The organism is Streptomyces sp. NPDC033270 (assembly GCF_055576575.1).
The window spans coordinates 1-22,185 of the sequence record NZ_JBVIRA010000037.1 but is presented as its reverse complement, the minus strand read 5'-3'; the positions used below and the strand labels follow the sequence as shown (position 1 = coordinate 22,185).

At 70.0% G+C, this 22,185-nt stretch carries 26 protein-coding genes; 8 read left to right on the top strand and 18 right to left on the bottom strand.

The genetic code is table 11. The features are described from left to right. Nucleotides 1–54 precede the first annotated feature (54 nt). Entirely contained in the window at nucleotides 55–468 is a 414-nt protein-coding gene (locus ACZ5XZ_RS35470; RefSeq protein ID WP_468986003.1) for a hypothetical protein, read from the top strand. An 88-nt stretch (nucleotides 469–556) separates the two neighbouring features. Here ACZ5XZ_RS35470 and ACZ5XZ_RS35465 read toward each other — a convergent pair whose 3' ends face one another. From ACZ5XZ_RS35465 to ACZ5XZ_RS35445, 5 genes are all read right to left on the bottom strand, one after another. Beyond that, complete coding sequence (locus ACZ5XZ_RS35465) at nucleotides 557–1,285, bottom strand: GNAT family N-acetyltransferase (protein WP_468985915.1); 729 nt, start codon at nucleotides 1,283–1,285, stop codon at nucleotides 557–559. 1 nt (nucleotide 1,286) lies between these two features. Continuing rightward, on the bottom strand, nucleotides 1,287–1,760 hold the full coding sequence (locus ACZ5XZ_RS35460; RefSeq protein ID WP_468985912.1) for a DUF6166 domain-containing protein: 474 nt from the start codon (nucleotides 1,758–1,760) through the stop codon (nucleotides 1,287–1,289). A gap of 414 nt (nucleotides 1,761–2,174) precedes the next feature. Then, nucleotides 2,175–2,489 (bottom strand): integration host factor, actinobacterial type, encoded by a 315-nt coding sequence (gene mihF / locus ACZ5XZ_RS35455; protein ID WP_468985911.1) that lies wholly within the window; start codon nucleotides 2,487–2,489, stop codon nucleotides 2,175–2,177. Between the two features lie 74 nt (nucleotides 2,490–2,563). After that, nucleotides 2,564–2,815, bottom strand: coding sequence for a hypothetical protein (locus tag ACZ5XZ_RS35450; RefSeq protein ID WP_468985909.1), 252 nt, complete (start codon nucleotides 2,813–2,815; stop codon nucleotides 2,564–2,566). Then, nucleotides 2,812–3,696: a recombinase family protein gene (locus ACZ5XZ_RS35445; RefSeq protein WP_468985907.1), complete on the bottom strand. Its 885-nt coding sequence runs from the start codon at nucleotides 3,694–3,696 to the stop codon at nucleotides 2,812–2,814. Before ACZ5XZ_RS35445 ends, ACZ5XZ_RS35450 begins: the two co-directional genes overlap by 4 nt. 175 nt (nucleotides 3,697–3,871) lie before the next feature. Between ACZ5XZ_RS35445 and ACZ5XZ_RS35440 the strand changes: the two genes are divergently transcribed. Continuing rightward, nucleotides 3,872–4,177, top strand: a complete 306-nt coding sequence (locus tag ACZ5XZ_RS35440) for a hypothetical protein (RefSeq protein WP_468985904.1) — start codon at nucleotides 3,872–3,874, stop codon at nucleotides 4,175–4,177. A 17-nt stretch (nucleotides 4,178–4,194) separates the two neighbouring features. On the opposite strand, the gene ACZ5XZ_RS35435 is transcribed toward ACZ5XZ_RS35440, so the two are convergent. From ACZ5XZ_RS35435 to ACZ5XZ_RS35390, 10 genes are read right to left on the bottom strand one after another with little or no spacing between them, the layout of a single operon-like run. After that, nucleotides 4,195–5,415 (bottom strand): zeta toxin family protein, encoded by a 1,221-nt coding sequence (locus tag ACZ5XZ_RS35435; RefSeq protein WP_468985902.1) that lies wholly within the window; start codon nucleotides 5,413–5,415, stop codon nucleotides 4,195–4,197. A 21-nt stretch (nucleotides 5,416–5,436) separates the two neighbouring features. Further along, nucleotides 5,437–5,934: a hypothetical protein gene (locus ACZ5XZ_RS35430; RefSeq protein WP_468985899.1), complete on the bottom strand. Its 498-nt coding sequence runs from the start codon at nucleotides 5,932–5,934 to the stop codon at nucleotides 5,437–5,439. A gap of 25 nt (nucleotides 5,935–5,959) precedes the next feature. Beyond that, nucleotides 5,960–6,637: a hypothetical protein gene (locus ACZ5XZ_RS35425; protein WP_468985897.1), complete on the bottom strand. Its 678-nt coding sequence runs from the start codon at nucleotides 6,635–6,637 to the stop codon at nucleotides 5,960–5,962. Next, nucleotides 6,634–8,424 carry a type IV secretory system conjugative DNA transfer family protein gene (locus tag ACZ5XZ_RS35420; RefSeq protein ID WP_468985895.1) on the bottom strand — a complete coding sequence of 597 codons (1,791 nt, stop codon included), beginning with the start codon at nucleotides 8,422–8,424 and terminating at the stop codon, nucleotides 6,634–6,636. Before ACZ5XZ_RS35420 ends, ACZ5XZ_RS35425 begins: the two co-directional genes overlap by 4 nt. Beyond that, a complete protein-coding gene (locus ACZ5XZ_RS35415) occupies nucleotides 8,421–9,971 on the bottom strand; it encodes an ATP/GTP-binding protein (protein WP_468985893.1) in 1,551 nt (516 codons plus the stop codon). The genes ACZ5XZ_RS35420 and ACZ5XZ_RS35415 overlap by 4 nt, the downstream gene beginning before the upstream one ends. A gap of 17 nt (nucleotides 9,972–9,988) precedes the next feature. After that, the gene (locus tag ACZ5XZ_RS35410; protein ID WP_468985892.1) at nucleotides 9,989–11,497 is read right to left on the bottom strand and encodes an SCO6880 family protein; all 1,509 of its coding nucleotides are present in this window, start codon (nucleotides 11,495–11,497) and stop codon (nucleotides 9,989–9,991) included. Continuing rightward, nucleotides 11,487–12,863, bottom strand: a complete 1,377-nt coding sequence (locus ACZ5XZ_RS35405; RefSeq protein WP_468985890.1) for a hypothetical protein — start codon at nucleotides 12,861–12,863, stop codon at nucleotides 11,487–11,489. Before ACZ5XZ_RS35405 ends, ACZ5XZ_RS35410 begins: the two co-directional genes overlap by 11 nt. After that, the gene (locus ACZ5XZ_RS35400; RefSeq protein WP_468985888.1) at nucleotides 12,863–13,630 is read right to left on the bottom strand and encodes a DUF8175 domain-containg protein; all 768 of its coding nucleotides are present in this window, start codon (nucleotides 13,628–13,630) and stop codon (nucleotides 12,863–12,865) included. Before ACZ5XZ_RS35400 ends, ACZ5XZ_RS35405 begins: the two co-directional genes overlap by 1 nt. A 23-nt stretch (nucleotides 13,631–13,653) precedes the next feature. Continuing rightward, entirely contained in the window at nucleotides 13,654–13,911 is a 258-nt protein-coding gene (locus ACZ5XZ_RS35395; protein ID WP_468985886.1) for a hypothetical protein, read from the bottom strand. After that, nucleotides 13,908–14,564 carry a hypothetical protein gene (locus ACZ5XZ_RS35390; protein WP_468985884.1) on the bottom strand — a complete coding sequence of 219 codons (657 nt, stop codon included), beginning with the start codon at nucleotides 14,562–14,564 and terminating at the stop codon, nucleotides 13,908–13,910. Before ACZ5XZ_RS35390 ends, ACZ5XZ_RS35395 begins: the two co-directional genes overlap by 4 nt. 372 nt (nucleotides 14,565–14,936) lie before the next feature. Between ACZ5XZ_RS35390 and ACZ5XZ_RS35385 the strand changes: the two genes are divergently transcribed. From ACZ5XZ_RS35385 to ACZ5XZ_RS35370, 4 genes are read left to right on the top strand one after another with little or no spacing between them, the layout of a single operon-like run. Beyond that, nucleotides 14,937–15,119 (top strand): helix-turn-helix domain-containing protein, encoded by a 183-nt coding sequence (locus ACZ5XZ_RS35385; RefSeq protein ID WP_468986002.1) that lies wholly within the window; start codon nucleotides 14,937–14,939, stop codon nucleotides 15,117–15,119. Between the two features lie 27 nt (nucleotides 15,120–15,146). Then, on the top strand, nucleotides 15,147–16,115 hold the full coding sequence (locus tag ACZ5XZ_RS35380; protein ID WP_468985882.1) for a C40 family peptidase: 969 nt from the start codon (nucleotides 15,147–15,149) through the stop codon (nucleotides 16,113–16,115). Beyond that, nucleotides 16,112–16,741: a hypothetical protein gene (locus tag ACZ5XZ_RS35375; RefSeq protein ID WP_468985880.1), complete on the top strand. Its 630-nt coding sequence runs from the start codon at nucleotides 16,112–16,114 to the stop codon at nucleotides 16,739–16,741. The genes ACZ5XZ_RS35380 and ACZ5XZ_RS35375 overlap by 4 nt, the downstream gene beginning before the upstream one ends. Next, nucleotides 16,738–18,363, top strand: coding sequence for a WD40 repeat domain-containing protein (locus ACZ5XZ_RS35370; RefSeq protein ID WP_468985877.1), 1,626 nt, complete (start codon nucleotides 16,738–16,740; stop codon nucleotides 18,361–18,363). Before ACZ5XZ_RS35375 ends, ACZ5XZ_RS35370 begins: the two co-directional genes overlap by 4 nt. Before the next feature lie 94 nt (nucleotides 18,364–18,457). Here the strand turns inward: ACZ5XZ_RS35370 and ACZ5XZ_RS35365 are convergent, their stop codons facing one another. The 3 genes from ACZ5XZ_RS35365 to ACZ5XZ_RS35355 are packed head-to-tail and all read right to left on the bottom strand — an operon-like array spanning nucleotide 18,458 to nucleotide 19,907. Continuing rightward, complete coding sequence (locus ACZ5XZ_RS35365; protein WP_468985875.1) at nucleotides 18,458–18,928, bottom strand: hypothetical protein; 471 nt, start codon at nucleotides 18,926–18,928, stop codon at nucleotides 18,458–18,460. After that, nucleotides 18,925–19,488 carry a bifunctional DNA primase/polymerase gene (locus ACZ5XZ_RS35360; protein WP_468985874.1) on the bottom strand — a complete coding sequence of 188 codons (564 nt, stop codon included), beginning with the start codon at nucleotides 19,486–19,488 and terminating at the stop codon, nucleotides 18,925–18,927. Before ACZ5XZ_RS35360 ends, ACZ5XZ_RS35365 begins: the two co-directional genes overlap by 4 nt. Continuing rightward, a complete protein-coding gene (locus ACZ5XZ_RS35355) occupies nucleotides 19,485–19,907 on the bottom strand; it encodes a hypothetical protein (RefSeq protein WP_468985871.1) in 423 nt (140 codons plus the stop codon). The genes ACZ5XZ_RS35360 and ACZ5XZ_RS35355 overlap by 4 nt, the downstream gene beginning before the upstream one ends. Before the next feature lie 622 nt (nucleotides 19,908–20,529). Here ACZ5XZ_RS35355 and ACZ5XZ_RS35350 point away from each other — a divergent pair. Both ACZ5XZ_RS35350 and ACZ5XZ_RS35345 read left to right on the top strand, forming a co-directional pair. Further along, nucleotides 20,530–21,117: a ParA family protein gene (locus tag ACZ5XZ_RS35350; protein WP_468985869.1), complete on the top strand. Its 588-nt coding sequence runs from the start codon at nucleotides 20,530–20,532 to the stop codon at nucleotides 21,115–21,117. Continuing rightward, nucleotides 21,110–22,087, top strand: a complete 978-nt coding sequence (locus ACZ5XZ_RS35345; protein ID WP_468985866.1) for a hypothetical protein — start codon at nucleotides 21,110–21,112, stop codon at nucleotides 22,085–22,087. The genes ACZ5XZ_RS35350 and ACZ5XZ_RS35345 overlap by 8 nt, the downstream gene beginning before the upstream one ends. The last annotated feature ends 98 nt before the right edge of the window (nucleotides 22,088–22,185 follow it).

The following is a 22,185-nucleotide window of genomic DNA, read 5'->3' as shown; positions in this document are numbered from 1 at the left end:
GCGAGGCAGTCGTACGCGAAGGATGAGCGCTGCGCGCGGCTGGCGAAGGTCCTGGTGCCGCTCTTGGAACGCAGCAGTCCCGAAGGCGCCGGAGGGTACGGCGGTTCGGTCCAGGTGTACCTGCCGAGCGAGACGGCCGCGCAGTTGGGTGGTGTGGACTTGTTCCGGGCCGCACTGCGGAAGGCGGCGCGCGAGCTGGGCTGGACGTGCCGCACCTACGGTTCCGGTGGCGGCCCGGATGACGAGGTGGCGCTCATCGGCATCTACGACACGCGTGAGGTGCCGGAGCCCTACGTGCAGGTGGTGGAGCAGCGCATGCAGCAGCAGATGCGGGCGGCGGTCGAGCGCGTGGCCGCGCAGCGGACGGGCCGGGAGTCGGCGCCGGGCACCCCTGTGTTGCGTGGGACACCGGCGGTGCAGAGCAAGGAGCTCATGGCGGTCCTGGCCGAGCACGGCTTGGTGGAGTAGGCCGCGGTCCCAGCTCAGGGGCCTGGTTACGGCGGAGGACCCCGGTGATCGCATCGCCGGGGTTCCTCCGCCGTACTGCGTTGCTTGGTCAGTGGCGAGGGCGCCAGCGGGTGAAGATGCACTCGCTGTCTTCTACGCCGACGCTGAAGGGCAGGGCGATGCGGTCGAGGGAGATGGCCTCGCCGGGGGCGTGGACGGTGTAGCCGCACCGGGTGTAGAAGGCGCCCAGGTCGCGGTAGGTCTCGTACGAGCCGTACAGCAGGAAGTAGTCGAGCTGCTGATAGACCTGCCAGGCCCGTTTCATCAGCACACCGGCGATCCCCTGGCCGCGGGCCTCCTCGGTGACGGCCAGGCCGTGGACCTTGGCGATGAAGAGGCTCAGGGCCAGGGCTCTGTCTCCGGGGTAGCCGGCGTCCATCGCTTTGCCGATGACGGTGGCCGGGGCGGTGACGGACAAGACGCCGACCGGCCGGTCCTGGCCGTCGGCGGCGACCAGGGTGAGGCTGGTGCTGCTCATCGACTCGCCCGACGTGTGTCCGGCCGTCTTGTGCGCGAAGCTCTGCTGAAAAGTCTTCCGGGTGCCGTCCAGGCCGTCGAGCAGCGCGGTGCCCTCCGTCCCGTCTTCGATCGCCGACCGCAAGGTCGGGATGAGCCGTACTCCGGCGGCTTCCAGCAGCGCGTTCGCGACCTCGCTGTCCTCGGCCCGCGCCCGCCGGATTCGGGTGCCCGCGGGCCCGGGCCAGCCCTCGCGGAGCCGGTCGGCGGACAGCGGTGCGACTTGCCTGGCCTTCGCCTTCTTCGTCGTGTTCCGGCCCATGTCAGACGTCGATGTCCACGAGCGGCGGCAGGTTGCGCAGGGCTGCGGGCAGTTCGGAGATGCCGCGCTGGGTGTACCAGCCGCGGGCCCAGCGCAGGACGGCGGCGCGGCCCAGGCGCCATTCATCGCAGAACTGCGAGAGGAAGTCGATGCAGAAGTCCTCGCGGAGCGCGACGAGGGTGTCGTCCTGCGGCCACTCGCTCATGGACAGGCCGGCCTTCTCCGGGGTGCCGAGGTCGAGGGCGTCGGCCAGGACCGCCGCGGCGGTCCGGCTGGTGCCGCCGCCGTTGTAGCCCCAGCCGAAGCCACCCAGTTCGTCCTCGTCGGTCGCCTTGAGCTCGCGCAGCACGGTGACGTTCTCGCGCTGGGTGGGGCCGTCCTCGGGCTTTTCGACCAGGAGCCGGGCGGGCTGCCACTCGTCCTCGTCGCTGCCAACTCCCTGGATGCCGTGGTACGTGCGGTCCTCGTAGGCCATCGCCGTGTCCCCTCCTGGCTTTGTACGCGAGTCACGTCGTCGTTTCGACACGACTCCGGGCGTCGCACGGTCGTGCGATGAGGCGATGTTCACGGCTTCGGGCGGCACCTCTGACCTGCGGCGTGGTGGTCGGCAACGGCGCGGTCACGACCGACCGCCCACGCCCGTAGCCAGCGCATTTGTCCTCAGCCGGTGACCAGCCGCAGACGCTTGGATCAGGGTCGCTGCCTCCCTGGCGTCCGCGGCGCCTCCCGAAGCCGCGAACATCCAAGGGGCGTCGGCGTCCTCGGTGCCGCCCGAACTGCTGTCGAAACGCTGCTCCTTGCCGCGTACGAAGCCACCCCTCCCGTTGATCGTCTTGCCGGACGTCCCCACCTTGCCGGACACCCGCTCGTGGCGACAGAGCGCGACCGGTCAGCGCTGCGGCGCGAACCGTTCGAGAAGACGTTCCCGCTGTTGGACGCCGAGGCCCCGCACCCGGCGGCTCTCGGAGATCTCCATCTCGGTGAGGATCTTCTGGGCCCGTACCTTGCCGATGTCGGGGAGCGATTCGAGCAGGGCGCGGACCGGCATCTTGCGGATGGACTCGGAGTCGCTGGCCAGCACCTCGCGCAGCGAGAACTTGCCGTGTTTGAGCGCGTCCTTGACCTTGGCGCGTTCGCGCCGCGCGGCGGCGGCCTTGTCGAGCGCGGCCCGGCGCTGCTCAGGACTCAACGGGGGCAGAGCCATGGCGGGTGATCCTCTCGTCGTTGGCTGGAACGTCCCCATCATGTCTGGGCGGTTGGGGCTTTGACCAGCGGCTTTCATGCGGAGCCGGACACCTCGCCGTGCTCCTTGGTCCAGGTCTTGCGGACGGTCTCCCGTCCGTCGTCCTTCTCCTCGACGAGTTGGATGAGCACCTGGTCGAGGGAGCCGTACGTACCGAGCCACTCGGTGAACTTCCGCTCGGCGACTTCGAGGTCGGGCCACCAGCCGCTGGAGGACGGGCCGCCTTCGTGGAACTGGAGGGTGACGCGGAAGGTGGCGGCCGGCTCGGCGGCTCCGGGCGCGGTCACGCGGTCGCCTCCTGCTCGGCCTCGGCGAACGCCCGGTACAGCGAGGCGACGGAGGGGTGCTTGTCCTTGTTCTTGCCGGTCTTGATGGTGAGCTTCTTCGCGATGTCGGGGACGGGCACGCCCTTGTCCTTCAGGGCGAGGGCGAAGGTGAGCATGTCGTCGTCGATGACCTTCGGGCGCCCGCCGTGGTTGCCTTTCTTCGCGGCGCTGACCTGGCCCTCCAGGGTCTTCTCCCGGATGTAGTTGCGCTCGATCTGCCCGGCGACGGCGAGCACGGCGAAGAACATGGCGCCCATGCCGTTGGGGTCGTAGATCCCGGTGAGCGGGCCGGTGAGGAGTTCGAGCTGGATGCCGCCGGACTGGAGCTCGCCGGACAGCGTCATCAGCTCCGCCGCGTTGCGGGCGAGGCGCTTGAGCTCGTGGACGGTGAAGATGACCGTCGTGTCCGGGGCGGCCTCCTTGAACTGGTGGGCCAGCTTGAGCGCGGCCTCCAGTTCGGGCCGCACCTTGATGCGGGTGCTGATCTGCTCGGAGAACACCTTGTGGCAGTCGGCCGTGTGGAGGGCTTCGAGCTGGCTCGCCAGTTCTTGGCGGGCCGTCGACGTACGGGCGTATCCGATTCTGATCGGCTTCCCGTCGCGCTGCGCGGGCACTGCCGCGGGCGCGGGGCCCTGCTTCCACGGCCGTCCCGGTCCGCGGCCGGCGGGGACGAGGACTTCGAGTTCCTCGCGCAGCGCGGCGATGAGGACGAACCGCGGGGTGTGGTACTTCGTCGCGGTCTTCCCGCCGCGCGTTCGGCACGCGCTCCCGGCGGGTACTTCACACTTCGGGCAGTCGTTGCGTTCTACCGCATCTGCGGCTTGATCGGGCGTCAGGTCCACGCGATCAGTGTGTCAGAAGTGTCTCGCAGAACGCCCGAGTTTTGAGAGGACTTCTGCGAACGGCGACCTGCGGAAACGGATCACGCTTCGGGCCTCTCGCAGAACTCTCACAGATGACCGTTTGTGAGAATCGCGAGGGCCGCGTCGTTCCGTCGCCCGACTCGTTGCGCTGGACATGACCGATGCCCTTGCCCGGGCGCTGGACCGGGACGCCGCCGCGCTACTTCAAGCACTGCACACCGGATCCTGGCAGCCAATGCCAGCCGAGCAGCAGCTCGCCGAGGACCTGGCTCGTGGCCACTGGGATGCGCACGGGTTCCGGGCCGGGCTGCGCGCCTTGTCGCCCTCCGTACGGACCGGACGCCTGCTGGAGGTGCTCACGCCCGCGGCCGCCGTGGCGGAGGCGGCCGGGACCCCGGCAGCAGACGCCGCGCTGCTGCGGCTGCGGCGACTGCTGGACGCCGTGGCTCCCGCGCTGTGACGCCGACGTCGAGGGGCTCAGCGCTCTTGCCCGCGGTCCCGGTCCTTTTGTCGACGTTGCTCATCCCGTTCGCGGTTCGGCTCGCTGTGGCCGCGGCTGGCCGCCCGCTCAGGATTGCTCCGCGAGGGCCGGGGAATCTGCGGGCCGTCGGCGGACGGTAGCGGCGGCCGGCCCGCCAGCCGGGCCCGGAGCTGGTCGAGCTTGTGCTGGACGCCGGGGCTGCGGCCGTCATCCCCGCGTTCGCGCGGGGCCTGTTCGCGGTCTTCCTGCGCCGGCGCATCGCGCTGCTGCCCGGTGTCCTGGGACTGCTCGGACCCGTACGTGCGGTGCGTGACCTGCCCGGACTCGTCGCGCTGCCAGCTCTCGGTGTGCTGCGGCGCCGACTCCATGTGCGGGGTGAAGTACCTGTCGAGTTCGCGTACCGATTCGTGCTGCTCGATGAGGGCCTCGGCGTTGTCGGCGCACACCGTACGATCTGGCCCGTTGACGTACATCGGGTCGAGGACCTCACCGGGCACCCAGCGGCCGCCAAGTTCCTTGGAAACGTCCTGGCCCTGTTCGGCACGTTCCTCGATCTCCTCGTACGGGCCCTGCCAGCGGCCGACGACGCGCTCCCGGGCGACGTGCTCGGGAGCCTCCACATCCACGATGTGGATCTGGTAGCCCTGCTGCTGCAAGGTCTGGGCGAGGCGGTGCGCCTTCTCGCCGTTGGCGAGTGTGCCGTCGATGACGACGTTCTCCCCGGCGGCAATCGCCTGCGCCTGCGCGGTCTTGGAGAGCAGGGACGACTCCTCATGGACGAGGGCGGCGAGTTCGCGCGGGTAGAACCGCTCCCCCGGCTCGCCCATGCCCTCCGGCACCAGCTGGTCGTAGGAGCCATCGCGCTGGGCTTGTTGCAGGAGTCGGTCTTTCATGTCGTCCGGATCGATCTGCCGCCATGGCTCGGCGCTCAGGCGCTTGCACACGTCCGGCAGGACGCTGGACTTGCCGGCGCCGGAGGGGCCGGCGGTGATGACCGCGATCCGGTTGCGGCCCGGTTCGGGCGTCTCGGACTGCCAGGCGTTGAGGATCTCGCGGTGTGTACGGGCCCGGGCGGCCGTGGGGTGCGGCCGGCCGTCGAGGTGGACGAACCACTCCGGATTGCGGATCGTTGCCGTGGGTGCGTCGAGGTCCAGTCGGCCATCGCGGCCGGCCTCTTCCAGGGCGCGCCGGTGCGCGGCTACCTTCTCCGGATCCAACGGGATTCTCTCTCTGTGTAGTTACTGCTGCGCAGCGCGGCGGCGCAGGATCTCGTCGTACGCGTCGTCGTCGAGGAAACCCTGGACCAGGGCGTCGTGCACCTCATCGAACGAGCCGGGCACCGTCTGTGCGGCCGCGTCGTCGTGCAGCCCGTCGGTGAGCGCGCCGGCCTGGACGTACGGCCAGGAGGTCAGTTCCTCGACGAGGGCGCCACGGTCGATCTCGCCGGCCGCGTAGCGCATGGCGACGTGCAGCGGGCTGTGACCGGCCCGCCCCTTGGGGATGGGGGGCAGCTCCCGGGCCTCGGTGACCAGGGTGCCCACGGCGACATGGGAGATCCCCATCTCGCGGCCGATGTCGCGGTGGCTGACGCCGGGAGTGTCGGCCGCGGCCAGGGCTGCAAGGGCCGTGCGCTCATGGGAGAGCGCGGAACGTGCCTTGTTGGCGGCGCGTACCGCGAGTTCGGCGGTGCGGGCTTCCCGGGCGGCCGCAAGGGCCTGTTCGGTGGTCAGTGTCATGATTCCCCCTCTTGGTAACCTTCACTTACCAGTCTTGGTAAGTGAAGGTTACCGCGCCAGGGCCGGGAACGCTGCGGCAAGGCGCGTATTCCTCTCCCTCGTCATCGGCCTGGTCTTGACGCTCCGGTTCCTCAGGGGGTTCTGCCACCTCGGGCAGCGCGCTGCGGTCGGTAGCTGGCACCGGCTTCGGCTCTGTGTGATTGCCGTTGAGACAGGCCCGGTTGAGGCTGCTGACGGCGCGCCGCAGGGCCTCCATCCGGTAGCGGTCGTGCCAGTAGACGGAAGCGTCCCCAACGCCCTCCGCCTTCATGTCCGCCAGCATCGCGGCCTTCCACGAACCGTGGAGGCCGGCCAGTTCATCGGCGGCACCCTTGTGCCGGGGCCAGCACGGGGGGAGCCGGTATTCGCCGCTGACTTCGTAGTGACCTTGGAGCCAGTCGACCCAGTCCGCCAGGGCCGCCCACTCCTCGGGGGTGGCCCGGTCCGTCCAGCTGGCAGGCTGCGGCGGTTCCTCTTCTTCGCTGGGTTCCTCGGCCTCGGCGGCTGCCACATGCTCGATGAGGTCCTGCAGCTGCTCGCGCAGCGCACCGACCGCCTTGTCCAGGCGGTCGGTGCGCTCCAGGCCGTCCTCGGTCACCGCCGAGACGAGCATGACCAGTTCGTCGAGCTGGTCCTCCAGCCCCTCCAGCGTCAGTCGACTCACGACGACTTCTCCAGGGACACGTCGCCGCCGCTCTCAGCGTCATCAGCCGGGGGCGGTGTCGGCTCTCCGTACAGCCGCTTGCTGTCCTCGACCAGCTGCGCCAGGTCGCTCTCCCAGTACGGTTCCGCGTCGATCATCATCGGCGCGACGCCCTGAAGCATGACGACCATGCGCCGCGGCGCGAGCCGGCCCAGCTCCGAGACCGGCAGAATCGCCTTCTCCCGGGTGCCCTCGGACATCTGCTGGGCGCCGATGAGAGTCCGCGGGTCGGTCGAGCGCGTGATCTGCGGAGCGTCCCACTCGCCGACCAGGTCACTGACGCGCTTGAGCAGGACGGACGTGTCGGACAGGCCGCCGCCGTACGTCTTGCAGGCCGCCGCGTCCCAGAGCGTCTCCATCCCCTGCTCGCCGAACGCTTCGACGCCCTGGCCCCAGGTCTGCAGCCAGGCCAGCACGACGATCCCCTTGCTGCGGTAGTAGGTGTATAGGTCCGGCAGCTGGCGCCAGCGCACGGTGTTGGCGACCTCATCGAGCGGGGCGACGAGCGGCGGGTTGAGCCGGCTGCCCGGGGCCCGGTCGGCCGCGCGATCCGCGGTGTTCAGGACGGCGGCCGACAGCGCGGTGGTCAGCGGGGCCGCGGAGCCTGCGCCCTTGCGGGAGAGCAGATACAGCGTGTCGGTGGAGGCGATGAAGTCCTCGGGCCGGAACTCTGCGCGCGTCGCCAGCTGATCGGGAGGGCAGGTCACCCAGCGCGTGATGTCCGGATTGGTCAGCCATCCCACGAACACCTCCGCCGTGGCGAACACGCTCTCGCGTGTCTTCTCCGGCAGTCGGCGCATGCCCTGCAGACCGACCGCGGCGACCGTCGCACCGTGTGCGCGCAGGATGTCGTCCGGGTCGGTGTTCTGGCTGTCGGTCAGCCACTCGTAGATGACGGTGACCTGCCGGCCGTCGAGGGCGGCCGCCAGCAGGCACCACGCCAGCACGCTCTTGCCCTTGGGGTCGAAGAATCCGTCGGCGCGGGCGCGCTGTTCGGCGTCGGAGTTGGCGTCGGCCAGGACGCCCATCAGCTCCTCGGCATCCGACAGTTTCTTGATCTGCCGAAGGGGATTCCACCACCACGAGGGGGTTTCCCCGACAATCTCCTGAGGGTCGAAAACCCAGGTCTCGCCCTTGTACGAGCGCCCGAGCCGGGTCAGCTTGACGATGTCGTCCTTGTTGGTGGACGTCATGCACGCTCCGGGGGCCCGCAAAATCGCCGGGACCACCTGGGCGACCGTCTTGTGGCGGCCGGGGCCGGCGATCGTCAGGTGCAGGTACTCCCACGGCGCGTAGACCCGCTTGCCGGTGGTGACTGACCGCCCGACACAGATGCCCGGTTCGGCCCCCTCGATCTGCAGCCGCTGCGCGGTGCGGTCGACCTCCGCCTGCAGCGCGACGTGATCGCGACGCGTGGACATACGGCGGGCCGCTTCGTCGGTGGCCTTGGTGGACACACCCGCCCGCCACCGGCGCCGTACGGCCCGGACCACCACAACGCCGACCGCCGCGGCGGCCGCCGCCTCGATGAGCGCGAACACGGTGGCCGCCGACGTCCACCGCCACTCACCGGTCGCCAGCCCCAGCAACGGCGTGAACGGCGCGGTGAACTCCCATGCGCCGGTGGCCCACCACTGCGCGGCGGTCAGGGCGAGGTAGGCCGCCGCGATCACCAGGAGCACGCAGCCGATCACCACCGCGGCGGCGATCTGGCCCGGGGTGATCCGCTCGCCGCCGCCGCGGTTCATCGGCCAGCCTCCGCCTTGTCCAGGTCCAGCGCGCCGCCGGTGTTGTCCTGGATCCTGTTGGCCCACTTCTGGTTGGTGTCGTTGAGCCGGATCTCCGCCTGCGTCAGCGCCGTCTGGATCGGGATCCCCGCGTTGGCGCCCGCCTTGACCAGGAACTTTCCTCGGCCCGGCGGGGGCATCTCCTGACCGGTCTTGATGTCGATGCTCGGCGGGATCGACCACTCGACGATCAGCTCCCGCTCCCTCGAAGACAGCGGAACGATCTTGTTCAGGGCGTCCATCTCCGCACGCGGCAGACCGCCGAGGAACACCATCCCGGACCGCTCGACGAAGCCCTTGGCCTTGCTGCGGTCCTCGGGGTTGGGCAGCGAGAGCAGGTCATCGGTGGAGTGCGTGGTCATCGACTGGCCGATGCCGATCTGCCGGTTCAGTCGCGTGAGCTCGTCGACCCGGTCGACCAGGCCCACGCCGGCGCGAAGGATCCGCCACAGCTCATCCAGGACGAGGAAGAAGTTGCGGCGCGGGGCGAGGCCGGCGTCGGTGAGCCGGTCGTGTGCCTCGATCGTGGCGAACGCCTCGGCCCAGCAGGTCAGCAGCACCGCCCCCTCCAGGGTCTTCTCGGAGGCGGGGATGGAGGACAGGTCGATGCTCACCGGCCGGTCGAGCGAGAGCCGGTGAGAGGTCTGGCGGTTGAAGGTGGACGCCAGCGTGCCCTCGACCAGCGACATCAGTGACTTCAGCAGCGGTTTCACCGCCTGCCTGTACTGCTCTTCGCTGTCGGCGAGGGTCATCGAGCGCAGCGCGTCGGGGCCTGTCTTGAGGAGCGTCACCAGGTCGTCGAGGAGCGCGGGCCGGCCCAGGTCGACGTCATCGAGCATCTCGATCGCCTTGCCGAGCAGCGCCTCCTCATCGCCGGTGATCGGGGATTTGCGGACGATGGAGACCAGCGCCGCCACCATCGTGGAACGCCGGCCGGTGGCTTCATCGAGCATCAGCCGACGGGCGGTGCCGGTCAGCCGGGCCGCGGCCGCGCCCATCTCGCCCAGGTCGAGCGGGTTGAGCGAGCCCATGCCGCGCCCCAGCTGGATGACCTGGCCACCCAGCGCCCGGATCAGATCGGTGTATTCGCCCTTGGTGTCGCCCGGTACCAAGGAGACCGTGCCGCGGAAGTCCAGCCCCACGACCATGCGGCGGTTGATGGTGGACTTGCCCAGGCCCGGCTTGGCCAGGGTGAACATGCTGGGGTTGGCGATCAGGCCGGCCCGCTCGAACCACGCGATCGGGTCGCAGCACAGCGTCGCGCCGGTCACCAGGTTGCGGCCGAGCGGCACCCCCATCATGGGGGTGCCGGCGCCGACGACGAACGGCCACAGGCCGCAGACCTGCCGGCTGGTGCCGCGGTACTCGGTGGGCATGTCCAGGTACGACGTCCGCCCGCCGTTCGGGCCGCGCATCCCGCGGGCGCCGATCCGCACCGGCAGGCCCCAGTTGCGGCCGCGCACCGCCAGCCCGGCCTCTTCCTCAGTCTTCTTCGAGCGCCGAGCCATGCGACGCACCCCCCTTGTTACTTGAGTGTCTTGGGCAGCTGCAGCGCGACATGCTCCGGAAGGATCACGCCGATCGGCAGCGCGGCCAGAAAACCGGCGTCCTGACTGCCCCAGGCGTAGCGCAGGGCGATCCGCGCCGGCGCCGAGAGGTTGTCCACCGCGGTCTCCGCGGCCAGCACCTGGTGTTCGCCGTCGTCGCCGTCGTGCACGGTGGCGGTGACCACCAGGCCGAACAGTGTCAGGCCGGCGCCGCGCGCCTCTTCCTGCCGTGTCTTGGCGGCCGCGGAGTACTCCGCTTCCGCGCGGGCCTGTCCGTTGCGGGAGGTCTCCGTACGGCTGCGCGCCGCGCGGAAGTCCCGGTCGGCGATGGCGGCCGCCTCGGCCGGCGAGTGCGGCCGATAGATCAGCGCCACCCGCTTGCGGTCGATGTCGCCGTGCGAGGACAGCAGCGAGCGCAGCACGTCGCTGAACACCTCACCGCGGGGCGCCTCACCCATCATCCAGGTCACGCTCGTTGCGCCGTCGTGCCAGTAGCTCTTGGTCTTGGCGACGTGCGTGGTGGGGCCGGCCTGCGACCAGGTCAGGCCCGAGTCGGTGCCCGAGGCCCGCGCCTGGTCGATGAGCTGGGCAACGCCCGGCTCGTAGGCCGTGCGCACGACCTCCGCCAGCTCGGTGGACGACAGCGGGCTGGCCGCCCCGGCACCGGTCGAGGCCAGACGGCTGGTCAGCGACGGCAGCCGACGGCCGATCTCCACCGCCATCTCCTTGGGCGACCGCTTCGAGCGGCCGATCGAGGAGGCCGCGTCGTAGACGAAGCTGACGTAGGTGTTGATGGTGGGCGAGCCGGACGGGTACGTGCGGTCGATGTCCGCCATCACCTGCTGCGCGAGGGGAGAGGCCCCCTCGGAGCGCTGGTGTGCGATCTCGGTGTGCAGCTTCTCGCCGGAGTCGGGGGCGACCTCGACGACCACCTGGAAGCCCACCAGGTTCGGCTCGCCGCCCATCGACTGCATGAAGGCGCCCCAGTTGGCCACCCAGGTGTTGATGTCGCCCTGGTCGACGAGGGAGCCGCCCTGGGCGCTGCAGGACAGGGTCACCGCGAAGTGCTCGACCTGGTGGTAATGGATCATGCCGAAGGCCCTGCCCAGGCCATCGGTTGCTTCGTACATGTCGCTGGGCATCGCCAGGCCCGGCAGCAGGGACTTGCCGCCGGGAACCTTCGACAAAACGCCGGATCGGTACACGTTCTGACCTTTCATCACGCCGCGGCCCCAGGCCAGGCGCGAGTAGAGCAGGGTTCCCATGTGGCGGCCGTAGCGGTCGCGCACGGCCAGCGGCACGAGCACGACGGCGCCGACCACGGCGGTGATGGCCGCGATCCACAGGTTGAGCGGTGCGGCGGTGCCGGCCACGGCCAGGAAGAGGAACAAGACGGCGGTGGGGACCAGGCCCAGCCCGCCCAGGCCGGGCGGGCGCGGCCGGCGCCAGTTGCCGTACGTCCGCAGCGTTTCGGTCTCAGGAGCCACTGGGGCCACCTCCCTCGGTAGCGTCCTCGAACCCTTCGACGATCTTGTCCTTGGTGGCCTTGGCTGCCTGGGCACCGATAGCGACGGCGACTCCTGCCGGACCGCCCGCGGCACCCGCCGCGGCCGAACCGCCGGCCGCCGCGCCTCCGCCGGCCGCGGCGGACGTACCCGCACCGGCGGAGGCAGTACCCGCGCCCGCGGAGGCCGTACCGGCACCCGCGGACCCGGTGCTGGCGCCGGCGGACTTCGTCCCTGCCGAGGCCGCGCTGCTGCCGAGCGACCCGCCGTCGGAGACACCGGACGGTGTGGAGCTGCTCAGCCCGACGTTGGAGGACCCAGTGGGGGCATCAGCCGCCGGGGAGGACTGGGCGGACATGCCCGACGAGGAGGACCCGGACGGGCCGCCGCTGGTGTCCATGCTGGAGAGGCGGCCGACGGCATCGGCGCCGCCACCCAAGGAGCCGCCGCTGGTGAGCGCGACACCGGCCGGCTGCATCAGCCTGAGCAGGGCGGGCAGCACGATGACCGTGGCGGACAGCAGCACGAAGCCGGTGATGCCCGAACCGAGGTCCTGGTTCGCGCCGGAGCCCATCAGGCGGTAGGCGGCCGCGTAGACGGTGGCGGCCGCAGGCTTGAGGAGGAGGAACGCCAGCGTCCAGGACAGCCACCTGGCCAGCCAGCGCGAGCCCATGCCCGTGACGGCGGTCGAGGCCGGGATGGCGACGGTGCCGGCCAGCAGTACCAGCACGGCCGCCCGGAAGTACATGATGATCAGCTGGATCAGGCTGAAGACACAGGCGAACAAGACCAGAAGCAGGGGGACGCCCGGCCCGCCAAGCTGGTTGGACAGCCCTGCGATGGACAGCGCGGCCAGACCCAGCTTCTCGTCGGCGTTGCCGCCTAGGGACTGGTCGATGATCCAGTTCGTATAGGAGTCGCCGATCGTGATGGCGATTTGGACGCCGGGGATGAACATCCCGTTGATCAGCACCAGTTTGACCATGCCATGGAGGATGTTGCGCATCTCCTCCCCGCTGCCGCGCAGGGAGTAGGCCATCCTCGCGCCGGCGATGATCAGGCAGATCCCGGTCAGGGCCGAGGACAGCCACAGCGTGTGGGTGTCCAGCCATTGGGCCACTGATGTGGCCCCGTTGACCGACTCCCCTGCCTTGCCCGTGGTGGGCGCGACGCCGGGGGTGGAGACCTTCAGCCACAGTGACGTGATCTGCTGGACGATCTTGCCCAGGCCCGCGGCGAGGGACTTCAGCAGGTCTTCTATCCAGTTGCCGACGGTGTCACCGACCACCTCCTTGGCGCCGTCGCAGCCCCAGGAGATGGGCGGGATGTCGCACAGGCCGCCGGGCACTACACGCCCCCGAACGGGATGTAGCCGTCGAGGCTGCTGAGCTGGTCGCCCGGGGTGTTCAGGCCGCCGCCGGGCGGCGGCACGATCTTCCAGTCGCCGCCGGACCACTGGACGGTGATGTCGGAGGACTTGAGCGACTGCGCGGACTGCGAGCCGTTGACGAGGGAGACGACGGTGGTGGTGTCGGTGTAGGAGACGATGCGGAATCCGGCGATCTGGGCCATCTGCCCACTCTGGACGGGCTGGTCAACCTTCTTCAGCTGCTTTTCCAGCGCGTCCCGGCCGGCGCCGGGCAGGACCTGGGCCTTGAGCGGCTTGACGTCCGGTGCGGAGAGAATCGAGCGGTAGAAGCCGTTGGCCGCGGCCATGAGCGCCCCCCGAGGGGTGTGCGCGTAGCAGCTGGCGGTCTGACCGTCGACCTTGAGCGGGCCTGCACTCTTCGAGCGGGGCAGCGCGACGGTGTTGACCAGGTCCCAGGAGACATCGTCGGGAGCCGTGGTCGGCACGTTCTTGTCCGTGTCGGACGGCTTGCAGCCCTTGGCGCCGTCGTCCGGGGCCTGGCCGTCGCCGGCCCCGCCGGAGCTGGACGTCGAGGTACTGCTGGTCGGCTGCGCGCCGGCCGTCCCGCCGCCCTTGTCGTCGTCGCCCGAGGTGGCAACGACGAAGACGCCCAGCAGGACCACGACGAGAATGATTGCGGCGGACGCGATGAAGAGCCGGTTGCCGCCGGCCGCTTCGTCGCCGTCGCCGGTGGTGCGCTTCGCCATATGGCGCTCCCCCTAGATGTCGATCAGAGAATCAGTGCGTTGGCCAGCGTGGACGCGGCGGAGATGATGATGGAGCCGATGCAGGCACCGCCCAGGGCCTTCATCGCGCGGTTCGAGCCGTGGCCGGAGAAGTAGGCCCAGCACAGGATCGCGCCGCTGATCACGAACGCGACGCCGGCTGCCCAGGCCGCGACCCAGGTGATCCAGTTGCCGATCGTCTGGATCTTGGTGCAGGCGCCGGGCGGGCAAGTCCCGATCGCCAGCATGATCGTTTTGTTCAACGTGTTCCCTCCGTTGGTTGGTTCAGGTCGAGGCGGGTCCTCGGGTCAGGCGGCGGCATAGCCGGCCCGGGCGGGCCGGTGGGCCCAGGGCGGCCGCTGGGTGTCATGGGCTGCTGCTGGTAGTAGGTGGCCGTCGGCATCGGCTGCTGCGCGGGCTGAGGAGCGTACTGCGGCTGTGCAGTCGAGCCGGGCGGCAGGGCCAGGGTGATGTGTGGCGGCGGCAGCTGGCGCAGCGTCTCCTCCAACGCGACCAGCGCCTTGATCCGCTTGGCGGGCCGGCCACCCTCGCGCCACTCCTCGACCCAGGGCACCTCCCAGCTGTTGTCCACCGCGCCGGTCAGCACCCGGATGCGGTCGCGCACCGACCGCGGCGGTTTGGTGGGAGCGTCCGCCATGAGCACCAGGCCGGCGATGTGCGTGCTGGCCGGGGCCATGCCGGTGTGCCATTCCTGCAGCGCGGCCTGCGCACAGGCAAGTCCGTGCGCGTCGGCCCGTGCCACGAGCACCACGTGAATGCCGGATACGGCACCGTGGATGTCCGGCCAGCGCCGCAGGGCGTCACCGCCGCCGCCGACGGTGCGTAGGAGCGTGGAGACGCCGGCGCCGCCGTGCACGCCCAGCGCCCACCAGATAACCCCCTGAGCGGGAGCCATCGGGATTGTGCCGAGCTGCATTTGCGGGGCCTGTACCGACAGCTGACGCTGGGCCGGCTGCAGCGGACGGGGCGCCTGCGGCTGCGGTGCGGGCTGGTGATCTTGCGGCTGCATGGTGGTGGGTTGCGGAGTCACCCACAGATCGACTCGTTCGTCCCCCATCCCCGTTCCCTTCTTTCTCCGCTATCACAAAAGGCGTGATCGCGAACCGCTTACAGTACCTTCCCCATAGCTCAAAGCAACTAATAAATTCGAACGTCCATGAACAGCCGCTGATAGCGTGCGATCTCGCTTAGCGGAGATCAAAGGGGGAGTGGGTGGGTGCACCAATTCGATGAGATCGATGCTCATCTGGCGGGATATCCAGAGGTCATGACGCCTGGGGAGGTGGCTGCGGTTCTCCGAGTTGAAGCGCAGACCGTCGTGAAGTGGTTCGGCGAGAACCACCTCCCAGGGTTCCAAATAGGTCCAAAGCGATCATGGCGGACATTCAAGTCCGAGCTTCGCAAATACCTTTATGCGAATAGGAACGGATGGGGCGTTACATCCGAGTGAGTAGGATTTCGAACACGGGGGAAGCGCATGACGCAACGTCAGCGCCGTATCGTCGGCGCGATATCAGCAACCACCGGGCTGGTGGTCCTGGCCGCCGGCTGCGGAATGGTCGACGGCGGCGGAACCCGCGGCGGGCTGAGTAACGCGGTCCCCACCAAGTACCGGGCCTGGATCACCAAGGCCGGCAGCATCTGCTCCCAGATACCGCCCGCCATCATCGCCGCCCAGATAGAGGCGGAGTCCAACTGGAACCCCAAAGCCCAGAGCCCCGCCGGTGCCCAGGGCCTGTCCCAGTTCATACCGGGCACCTGGAAGACCTACGGCACCGACGGCGACAACGACGGCAAGGCCGACCCGTTCAACCCCGCGGACGCGATCATCTCCCAGGGCACCTATGACTGTGTGATCGCCAAGGAGCTGCTGCCGGGCGTCAGCAGCAAGCAGCTGCAGGGTGACATCGTCTCCCTGACCCTGGCCGGCTACAACGCCGGCTCCAACAAGGTGTGGAAGTACCACGGCATACCGCCGTACTGGGAGACCATGGGCTACGTCTCCAACATCCTCAAGCTGGCCAAGAAGTACCAGGGCGCCAACGCCGCCGGCCCGGTGGGAACCGGAGCGGGCGCCAAGGCCGTCGCCGCTGCCAAGAAGTACCTGGGGTACCCCTACATCTGGGGCGGCGGCGGATCCGGCGGACCTACCGGCGGTGGATTCGACTGCTCGGGTCTGACCCAGTACGCGATCTATGCCGCCACCGGCAGGAGCATCCCGCGCACCTCGCAGTCCCAGCGCGGCGCCGGCACCTCCGTTGCGCGTGCCGATATGCAGCCCGGCGACGTCATAGTCATCAACAACGACGGCAACTGGGGCCACGTCGGCCTGTACGTCGGCAACGGGCAGATGATCCACGCTCCCCACCCGGGAACCGTGGTCAAGCAGGTGCCCCTGGACGCGTACTGGCGGAAATTCCCGTGGGACGTCAGGAGGTTCACATGAGCACAACCAGGACGCTTCGCGCGGTGTCCGCGGCCGCCACGGTGGTGCTGGTCGCCGCGGCCGCGGCCGGCTGCAGCAGCGAGGACCAGGACAAGCCGAAACCGAAGCCGGCCCACTCCTCCCCCGCGCCGACCGCCCGCCCGAATGCCACCTACTCACCGCCCAAGGAGATGCCGACGGGGAAGGCCGGCACCCCCAAGGGCGGCCTGCCCAAGGGCGTGAACGAGCAGGACGCCACCGCGGTGGCCAAAGCCGTCGTCGAGGTGGCGTTCACCTACGACGCCCAGCTGGACCGCACCCGGGTCGACGCCCAGCGCCGGACCACACGTTGGCTCACCCCCGCCTACGCCAAGACCGCCCTGGGCCAGCCCGTCGCGCCGCCCGGCGCCAGCTGGGACCAGATGGCCGCCCACCACGGCTACACCACCGTCACCGCCCGCCAGGCCCACGACACCGCCCCGGCGAGCACCCCGAAGAGCGCCTACCGGCAGTTCGAGGTCGCCGTCCACTTCCGCGGCCGCGACGGTTGGAAGGGCCCCGACGAGCACTGGGTGACGTGGATCCACCTCACCCGCAGCACCACGAGCAGTTCCTGGAGAGTCGACAGCATGCGAGTGTCCGCGTGACCACGAACATCGATCCCGCCACCGTCCCCGCCTGGCCGGCGCCCGAGGTCCGTCTCACCGGCCAGGGCATGGTCGAGGTCGACGGGGTCAGCCTGCGCCTACCTCAGGGCCTCGACGGCGCCGAGGCCCGCCGGTGGGCGGTCCAGCACGTCGCCAGCAAGTACGCCCGCCTCGGCCGGCCGATCCGCGTCACCGCCGTCGAGACCGACGGCACCCGCTTCCCGCTGATCGTCGACCCCGCCGACGGAACCGTCCAGGCCGCGCCCGAGGAGGCACCCGCCCGCCGCCGCGGCCTGCGCCTGCCCGCACCGGCACCCCGCAAGGGCAGTGTCAACCTGGGCAAGAACCCCGGCGAGCAGCAGGAAGCCGCGGGCAAGTCGCAGACCAAGGGCCTGATCGCCGCGGGCGTCTTCCTCGGCGTGATCGCCCTGATCGCGGTGGTCATCCTCAACGCCGGCGGCAGCGGCGATGTGACCCAGGCCCCCAACGCCCGTACGCGTGCCACCGCTTCGGGGCCAGCGACGCCGCCGCCGGCGAACCTGCCCAAGCCGGCACCGGACGGCTGGACGACCCGCGCCGCCTGGTCCCTGCCCATCAGCACCGACGTCACGCCCGCCGTCGCACCCAACGGCACGATCGCCACCGTCACCGACAAGGGCGAGCTGGCCGTCCTCGACCCGGCCACCGGCGTCACGAAGTGGACCGCGGAACTGTCCGACGGCGCGTACGGAGCCCTGGTGTTCACCCGCATCGACGGCCGTGACGTCCTGGCCCTCAGCAGCGGCCAGACCCTGCACTACTGGCCGCTCGACGGCACGCAGCACCCGCTCACCTCGGTGGACCTTCCCGCCAGCGGCGGCACCATCTCGTTCGCCGGCGACTCTCCCCTGGTCAACCTCGACGAGGCGACGGCCGGCGTCATCAGCAAGGGCAAGGTCCGCAACGTCGATCTGCCGGTGAAGGCCACCGCACTTGCCGCCGACGGCACCTCCGTCCTGGCCGCCGACGGCACCGGCCACGTCTGGCGCCTCTCGCCCGGCCAGAAGCAGCCCGGCAAGGGCCTGAAGCTGCAGCCGCCCGCCACGGGCAAGAGCAAGGGCAAGAAGGCCAAGGGCGGCGGCGCCCAGCCGACCCGCGTCCTGGGCGTCGACAGCAAGCGGCTGGCCGTCATCTGGCAGACCGGCACCAGCACGATCGCCACCGTCTACGACGCCCACAGCGGCAAGCAGCTCGCCGCCGCCAAGGCCGGCCAGGACGTCGACACCTCCACCGTGCGCGCCGCCGGCGAACTGGTGGCCATCGGCCCGCTGCTGCTCAACACCGCCGACGGCAGCGGCCGCGAAGTCACCGGCGCCACTCCCAAGGCCGCGGCCGCCGGCCGTATCTATGCCATCGACCAGCAGCAGCGCACCCACGCCCTGACCGCCGACACCGACACCGTCATCGGCGGGGACGACGTCGCACTCCCCCTCGGCGTCGCCGACCGGCGCGCCCTGGTCGTCGCCGACAAGTTGAACCAGCGCATGCTGTACGCCCTCACCCCCGGCAACAGCGGCCAGCAGCCGGCCCCCGGCAACTCCGGCCAGGTCGAGCCCCCGCAGCCTCCAGGCCAGGACCAGTAACTGACCGCCCACCGGCCCGGTAGCCCCTGCTGGGGATACCGGGCCGGGCCCGTTCACCGGCGGTCCCGTCAGACGTTCGGTACACCGAGGGCCGTCAGCCCCAGAGTTTCAGCGACCTGTTGGGCAGATCGACGTGACGAGACTCGGGCGGGTAGCTGTCCGGGGCCTGGAGCCCCAGCGCCCACACGGTGACGGCGTACTCGTACCCGGCGCGGTGGCGGTGGTAGTCGGCGGCGGCGAAGCCCAGAAACCGGGCGACGGCCGCGCAGTACGGGCCCTTGCCGTGCTTGTCGTAGGCGGGGCCATACGGGTCGGCGCGGCGCCGCTCGTTCTCCAGCCGGGGGTCGGCCATCAGCCTGGTAAGCGCGTCATGCCAGCGGGTCAGCTCCCCCGCCCGGCCGCGCAGCGCGACGGCCAGATCGTCGCCCCCCTCCAGCAGCTCCTCCAGGTCGAAGTACCCGCGCAGGGTCACCTGCTCGCGGTACTCGTCGATCGCCTCCAGCTCACCCCGGGTGAACCCGGCCGTCTGGTACGTGCACAGGTCCAGGGTGCTGTCCCAGTTCATCGGTCCCCCTTCCCGGTGCGCAGCCGATCGGCTATCCATTCCGGCAGGGGCGCCACGGGTGCGTCGTGGACGATGACGTACGGCAGGCCGCCCACGATCGAGCCGGGCCCGAGGAGGTAGCCGCCGCTGCGGCGGCCGGGCCCGCGCACGTCGATCCCCGGTCCGAGGGCGGTCCGCCCACCGGAGCTACTGCCGATCGTGCAGTCCGCTGGCACCCGGAAGTACAGGTGCAGGCCCTGATGCGGGGTCATGACGGTGAACGTGTTAGGCCAGCCGGTCAGGCCCCGGCGGTCGAGCTGGGCCCGCAGGGTCTCGATGCCGTTGCGGGCCGGGCTGTCGGCCTGGTGGATGTCGAGGTCCAGGGCGACGACGTTGGAGGCCCGGCAGCCGATCCCGACGTTGCGATCGTCGGCGAGCAGCTCAGGGAGCGCGTCTTCGTCGAACGTGGCGAGCCGCTGCCACCCCGGTTCGGGCACCCGGCCGCCGGCGGGGATAGGGAAGACAGCCAGGCCCCGACGGACGGCGCGAACGGTGGCCTCGGTGTCGATCGCCGGGGTCACGCCGCCTCGTCCTCGTCGTCGTAGCAGACGCACTCGGCGTACGGGTCACCGCCAGCGCCGCAATCCGGGCACCCGCCGCTGTCGTACTCCTCGTCGTCGCCGGCGTATTCGCCGTGCCGCCACCCCGTGCAGCCGTAGGAGCAGCCGCATCCCTCCTCGCACTCCGGGCAGACCATCCCGTACGTCCAGCCGCACCGCTGGCACATGACCTCGTTGCGGGGGTCGTTCTGTTCCTGGCGCAGATAGTCGACCGCTTCCCTGTACGTGTTGATGTCGACGTACGTCTCCAGGTACTCGACCAGGGTCTCCCGCTCGTCGGCGTCGGGGTGGTCCAGGAGCGCGGTGGCGCAGGCGTGCTTGATGCCCAGCTCGTTCTTAAGGTCGGCCAGGGCCTTCTTGCGCGCGTGGTTCTTCGGCATCTCAAGCTCTGTTTCCGCGGCTCGCGGTGATCCCAGACTCACCAGCCGCCAAGAGCGAGGCCAGCAAGGGTGATGCGATGTGATGGGCGGCTCGGCGCGGAGCACCTTCGGTGGAGCTCGTCCGGTCTGGGCCAGACGAACCGGGCCTTGAGCCGGGCCCACGGTCCGATGACCGCAATCCGTACGGTAGCGCACGTAGGCCAGGGCGGGGCACACCAACGCGCAAGGACCGCCGATGTGGCGACGAACAGGGCCCAGGTGATAGGCGTCCACATCCGGGCCCAGGTCGAGGTCATCAAGCGTGAACACCTTGACGCCCGCCGCACGGAACGCGTCCATCGGGTCAGCGGGCCAACGCCGCGGCGGCGCCTCCGTCGTCTGCGCCGGCTCCCGGAACCGCTCGATCAGATCTGCCGGCAGCCGGGGGCCCATCGCCCACGTGGAGAGCTAAGAAGCCCGCGGTTGAGGGGGTACCCGGCAAATTTGCCGGGTTCCCCTGAATCCCTGTGCCGTACGCGGCATGGCAGCATCATGCGGGCCAGAACCAGACGCCGAGGGAGCGCCCGCCGTGCTTATCGCCAACATCAGTCCCCGCTCCATGGGGAAGACGACAGACACGGGCATGACGGCTCATGCCCTGCACGAGGTGGACTATCGCGTACGGGCGTGGGACGCCGACGAGTCCGAGCACCTCCTCCAGTGGTCCCTGGCCGCCGGAGGATTTCCCTTCCCCGTGGAGAAGAACGCCACGGCCACTTTCGCGACCGACGTCACCCCACTCGCGGACGGAATCGACATCGTGGACGTCGGCCACACCGAGAACCACCCGCACATCGCGGACAGCGTGCTGAAGATCGCCGACCTGGCGATCGTGCACATGGAGCCGTCCATGGCGGACTACCAGCGCGTCACCCAGCCCCGCACGTCCACGCCTATCGCCGACATGGTGGCCCGTTCCGCCTACGTCCGCGCGGACCGCAAGGCCCCGCCCGTGTGGGTGCTCCTCAACCGCGTACGGACTGGCGTCCGCTCCGCCAACGAGATTCGCGGCATGCTGCGCGACAGCGGATGGAACGTGTTCACGGTGATGATCCCGATGCTCGACGACATCAAGCAGGCAACGGCGTTCAGCGTGGAGCACGCCTCCCGCGGCCCGTACGGCGAACTGATCACCGAGATGGAGACGAAGGGACTTATCAAGCGTGGCTAAGCGCAGGAACCTGCGAGCGGGCGCAGAGGCCACCGCCGCCACCTCTGGCGTCGGCACGGGCGGCGGGGCGGAAGCCACCACAGGCACCGTGGCCGTTCTTGAGCCAGCAGACTCAGACTCAGCACGGCTGCGCGACCAACCGTTCACGCTTGCCCACTGGGCCGTCAGCCTGCCCGAGCGGGACGTGACTGCAGAGGAGGCTTCCGGGCCCCTCAGCGACCTGGAGCAGCGGCAGCTGGACGAATGTCACCGCGCCATCGACAACGCCCGGAGCGCGCAGTGGATGCTGGGCATGTCCCTGGAGATCGTGCGGCGCCGGCGCCTGCACCGGGGCGACGGAACCCGCACGTGGGTGCAGTACCTGGCCGCAGAACACGACGGCATGACCGAGCGCGACGCCCGGCGGTTGCAGGAGGAATGGCGGCTCGCCAAAACGGTGCAGGAAGCGCTGGGCAAGCCCGCCCCGGCCTCCCACGTCCGCGCCATGCTCCCGTACGCCCACAGCACATCCGACGAACAGGCCGCAGCCGATTACGTGCAGCTGAAAAGGGCGTTCGACTCCGGCAAGATGCGCCTGGTCGAGCACCAGATCAAGGCCCGGGTCACCAAGGCAATAGAGACGGCTTCCGTCGAGGCCAACCCCCAAGAACGTGTCCGCGCCGTCGTCACGCAGTGGCGTGATCTCCAGGCTTCCCAGCCAGTCATCCCCGCACCGGCAAAGGCCCCAGGTGGAACCCGGCAGACCGCGCCACGCCAGGAGGCGACAGACCCCCTTGTGGCTGCAGTCAACGCCGCGGAGCATGCGCTGCAGCGGGTCGACGAGGCGCTCCTGGATGACAACGCCAACCTGCGACGTGCGGCGGTCGATGCCGAGCACCTGCAAGGGCGCCTGCGCAAGGTTGGCCGTATTCTCACGAAAACGACTGTTCCGGCTGACGATGTCGTGGATGCGGAGATCGTGGAGAGCTAAGAAGCCCGCGGTTGAGGGGAACCCGGCAAATTTGCCGGGTTCCCCCCCCCCCGAGGCCGTGGAGGCCCCCGAGGCCCCCAACCCCCGGGGTTTTTTTT

What these genes read in the sequence shown, in the direction of transcription:
- ACZ5XZ_RS35465 (WP_468985915.1), bottom strand. Translation starts at nt 1,285, where the DNA reads ATGGGCCGGAACACGACGAAGAAGGCGAAGGCCAGGCAAGTCGCACCG.
- ACZ5XZ_RS35460 (WP_468985912.1), bottom strand. Translation starts at nt 1,760, where the DNA reads ATGGCCTACGAGGACCGCACGTACCACGGCATCCAGGGAGTTGGCAGC.
- mihF (WP_468985911.1), bottom strand. Translation starts at nt 2,489, where the DNA reads ATGGCTCTGCCCCCGTTGAGTCCTGAGCAGCGCCGGGCCGCGCTCGAC.
- ACZ5XZ_RS35440 (WP_468985904.1), top strand. Translation starts at nt 3,872, where the DNA reads ATGACCGATGCCCTTGCCCGGGCGCTGGACCGGGACGCCGCCGCGCTA.
- ACZ5XZ_RS35430 (WP_468985899.1), bottom strand. Translation starts at nt 5,934, where the DNA reads ATGACACTGACCACCGAACAGGCCCTTGCGGCCGCCCGGGAAGCCCGC.
- ACZ5XZ_RS35420 (WP_468985895.1), bottom strand. Translation starts at nt 8,424, where the DNA reads ATGAACCGCGGCGGCGGCGAGCGGATCACCCCGGGCCAGATCGCCGCC.
- ACZ5XZ_RS35415 (WP_468985893.1), bottom strand. Translation starts at nt 9,971, where the DNA reads ATGGCTCGGCGCTCGAAGAAGACTGAGGAAGAGGCCGGGCTGGCGGTG.
- ACZ5XZ_RS35400 (WP_468985888.1), bottom strand. Translation starts at nt 13,630, where the DNA reads ATGGCGAAGCGCACCACCGGCGACGGCGACGAAGCGGCCGGCGGCAAC.
- ACZ5XZ_RS35390 (WP_468985884.1), bottom strand. Translation starts at nt 14,564, where the DNA reads ATGGCTCCCGCTCAGGGGGTTATCTGGTGGGCGCTGGGCGTGCACGGC.
- ACZ5XZ_RS35385 (WP_468986002.1), top strand. Translation starts at nt 14,937, where the DNA reads ATGACGCCTGGGGAGGTGGCTGCGGTTCTCCGAGTTGAAGCGCAGACC.
- ACZ5XZ_RS35380 (WP_468985882.1), top strand. Translation starts at nt 15,147, where the DNA reads ATGACGCAACGTCAGCGCCGTATCGTCGGCGCGATATCAGCAACCACC.
- ACZ5XZ_RS35375 (WP_468985880.1), top strand. Translation starts at nt 16,112, where the DNA reads ATGAGCACAACCAGGACGCTTCGCGCGGTGTCCGCGGCCGCCACGGTG.
- ACZ5XZ_RS35365 (WP_468985875.1), bottom strand. Translation starts at nt 18,928, where the DNA reads ATGAACTGGGACAGCACCCTGGACCTGTGCACGTACCAGACGGCCGGG.
- ACZ5XZ_RS35355 (WP_468985871.1), bottom strand. Translation starts at nt 19,907, where the DNA reads ATGCCGAAGAACCACGCGCGCAAGAAGGCCCTGGCCGACCTTAAGAAC.
- ACZ5XZ_RS35350 (WP_468985869.1), top strand. Translation starts at nt 20,530, where the DNA reads ATGACGGCTCATGCCCTGCACGAGGTGGACTATCGCGTACGGGCGTGG.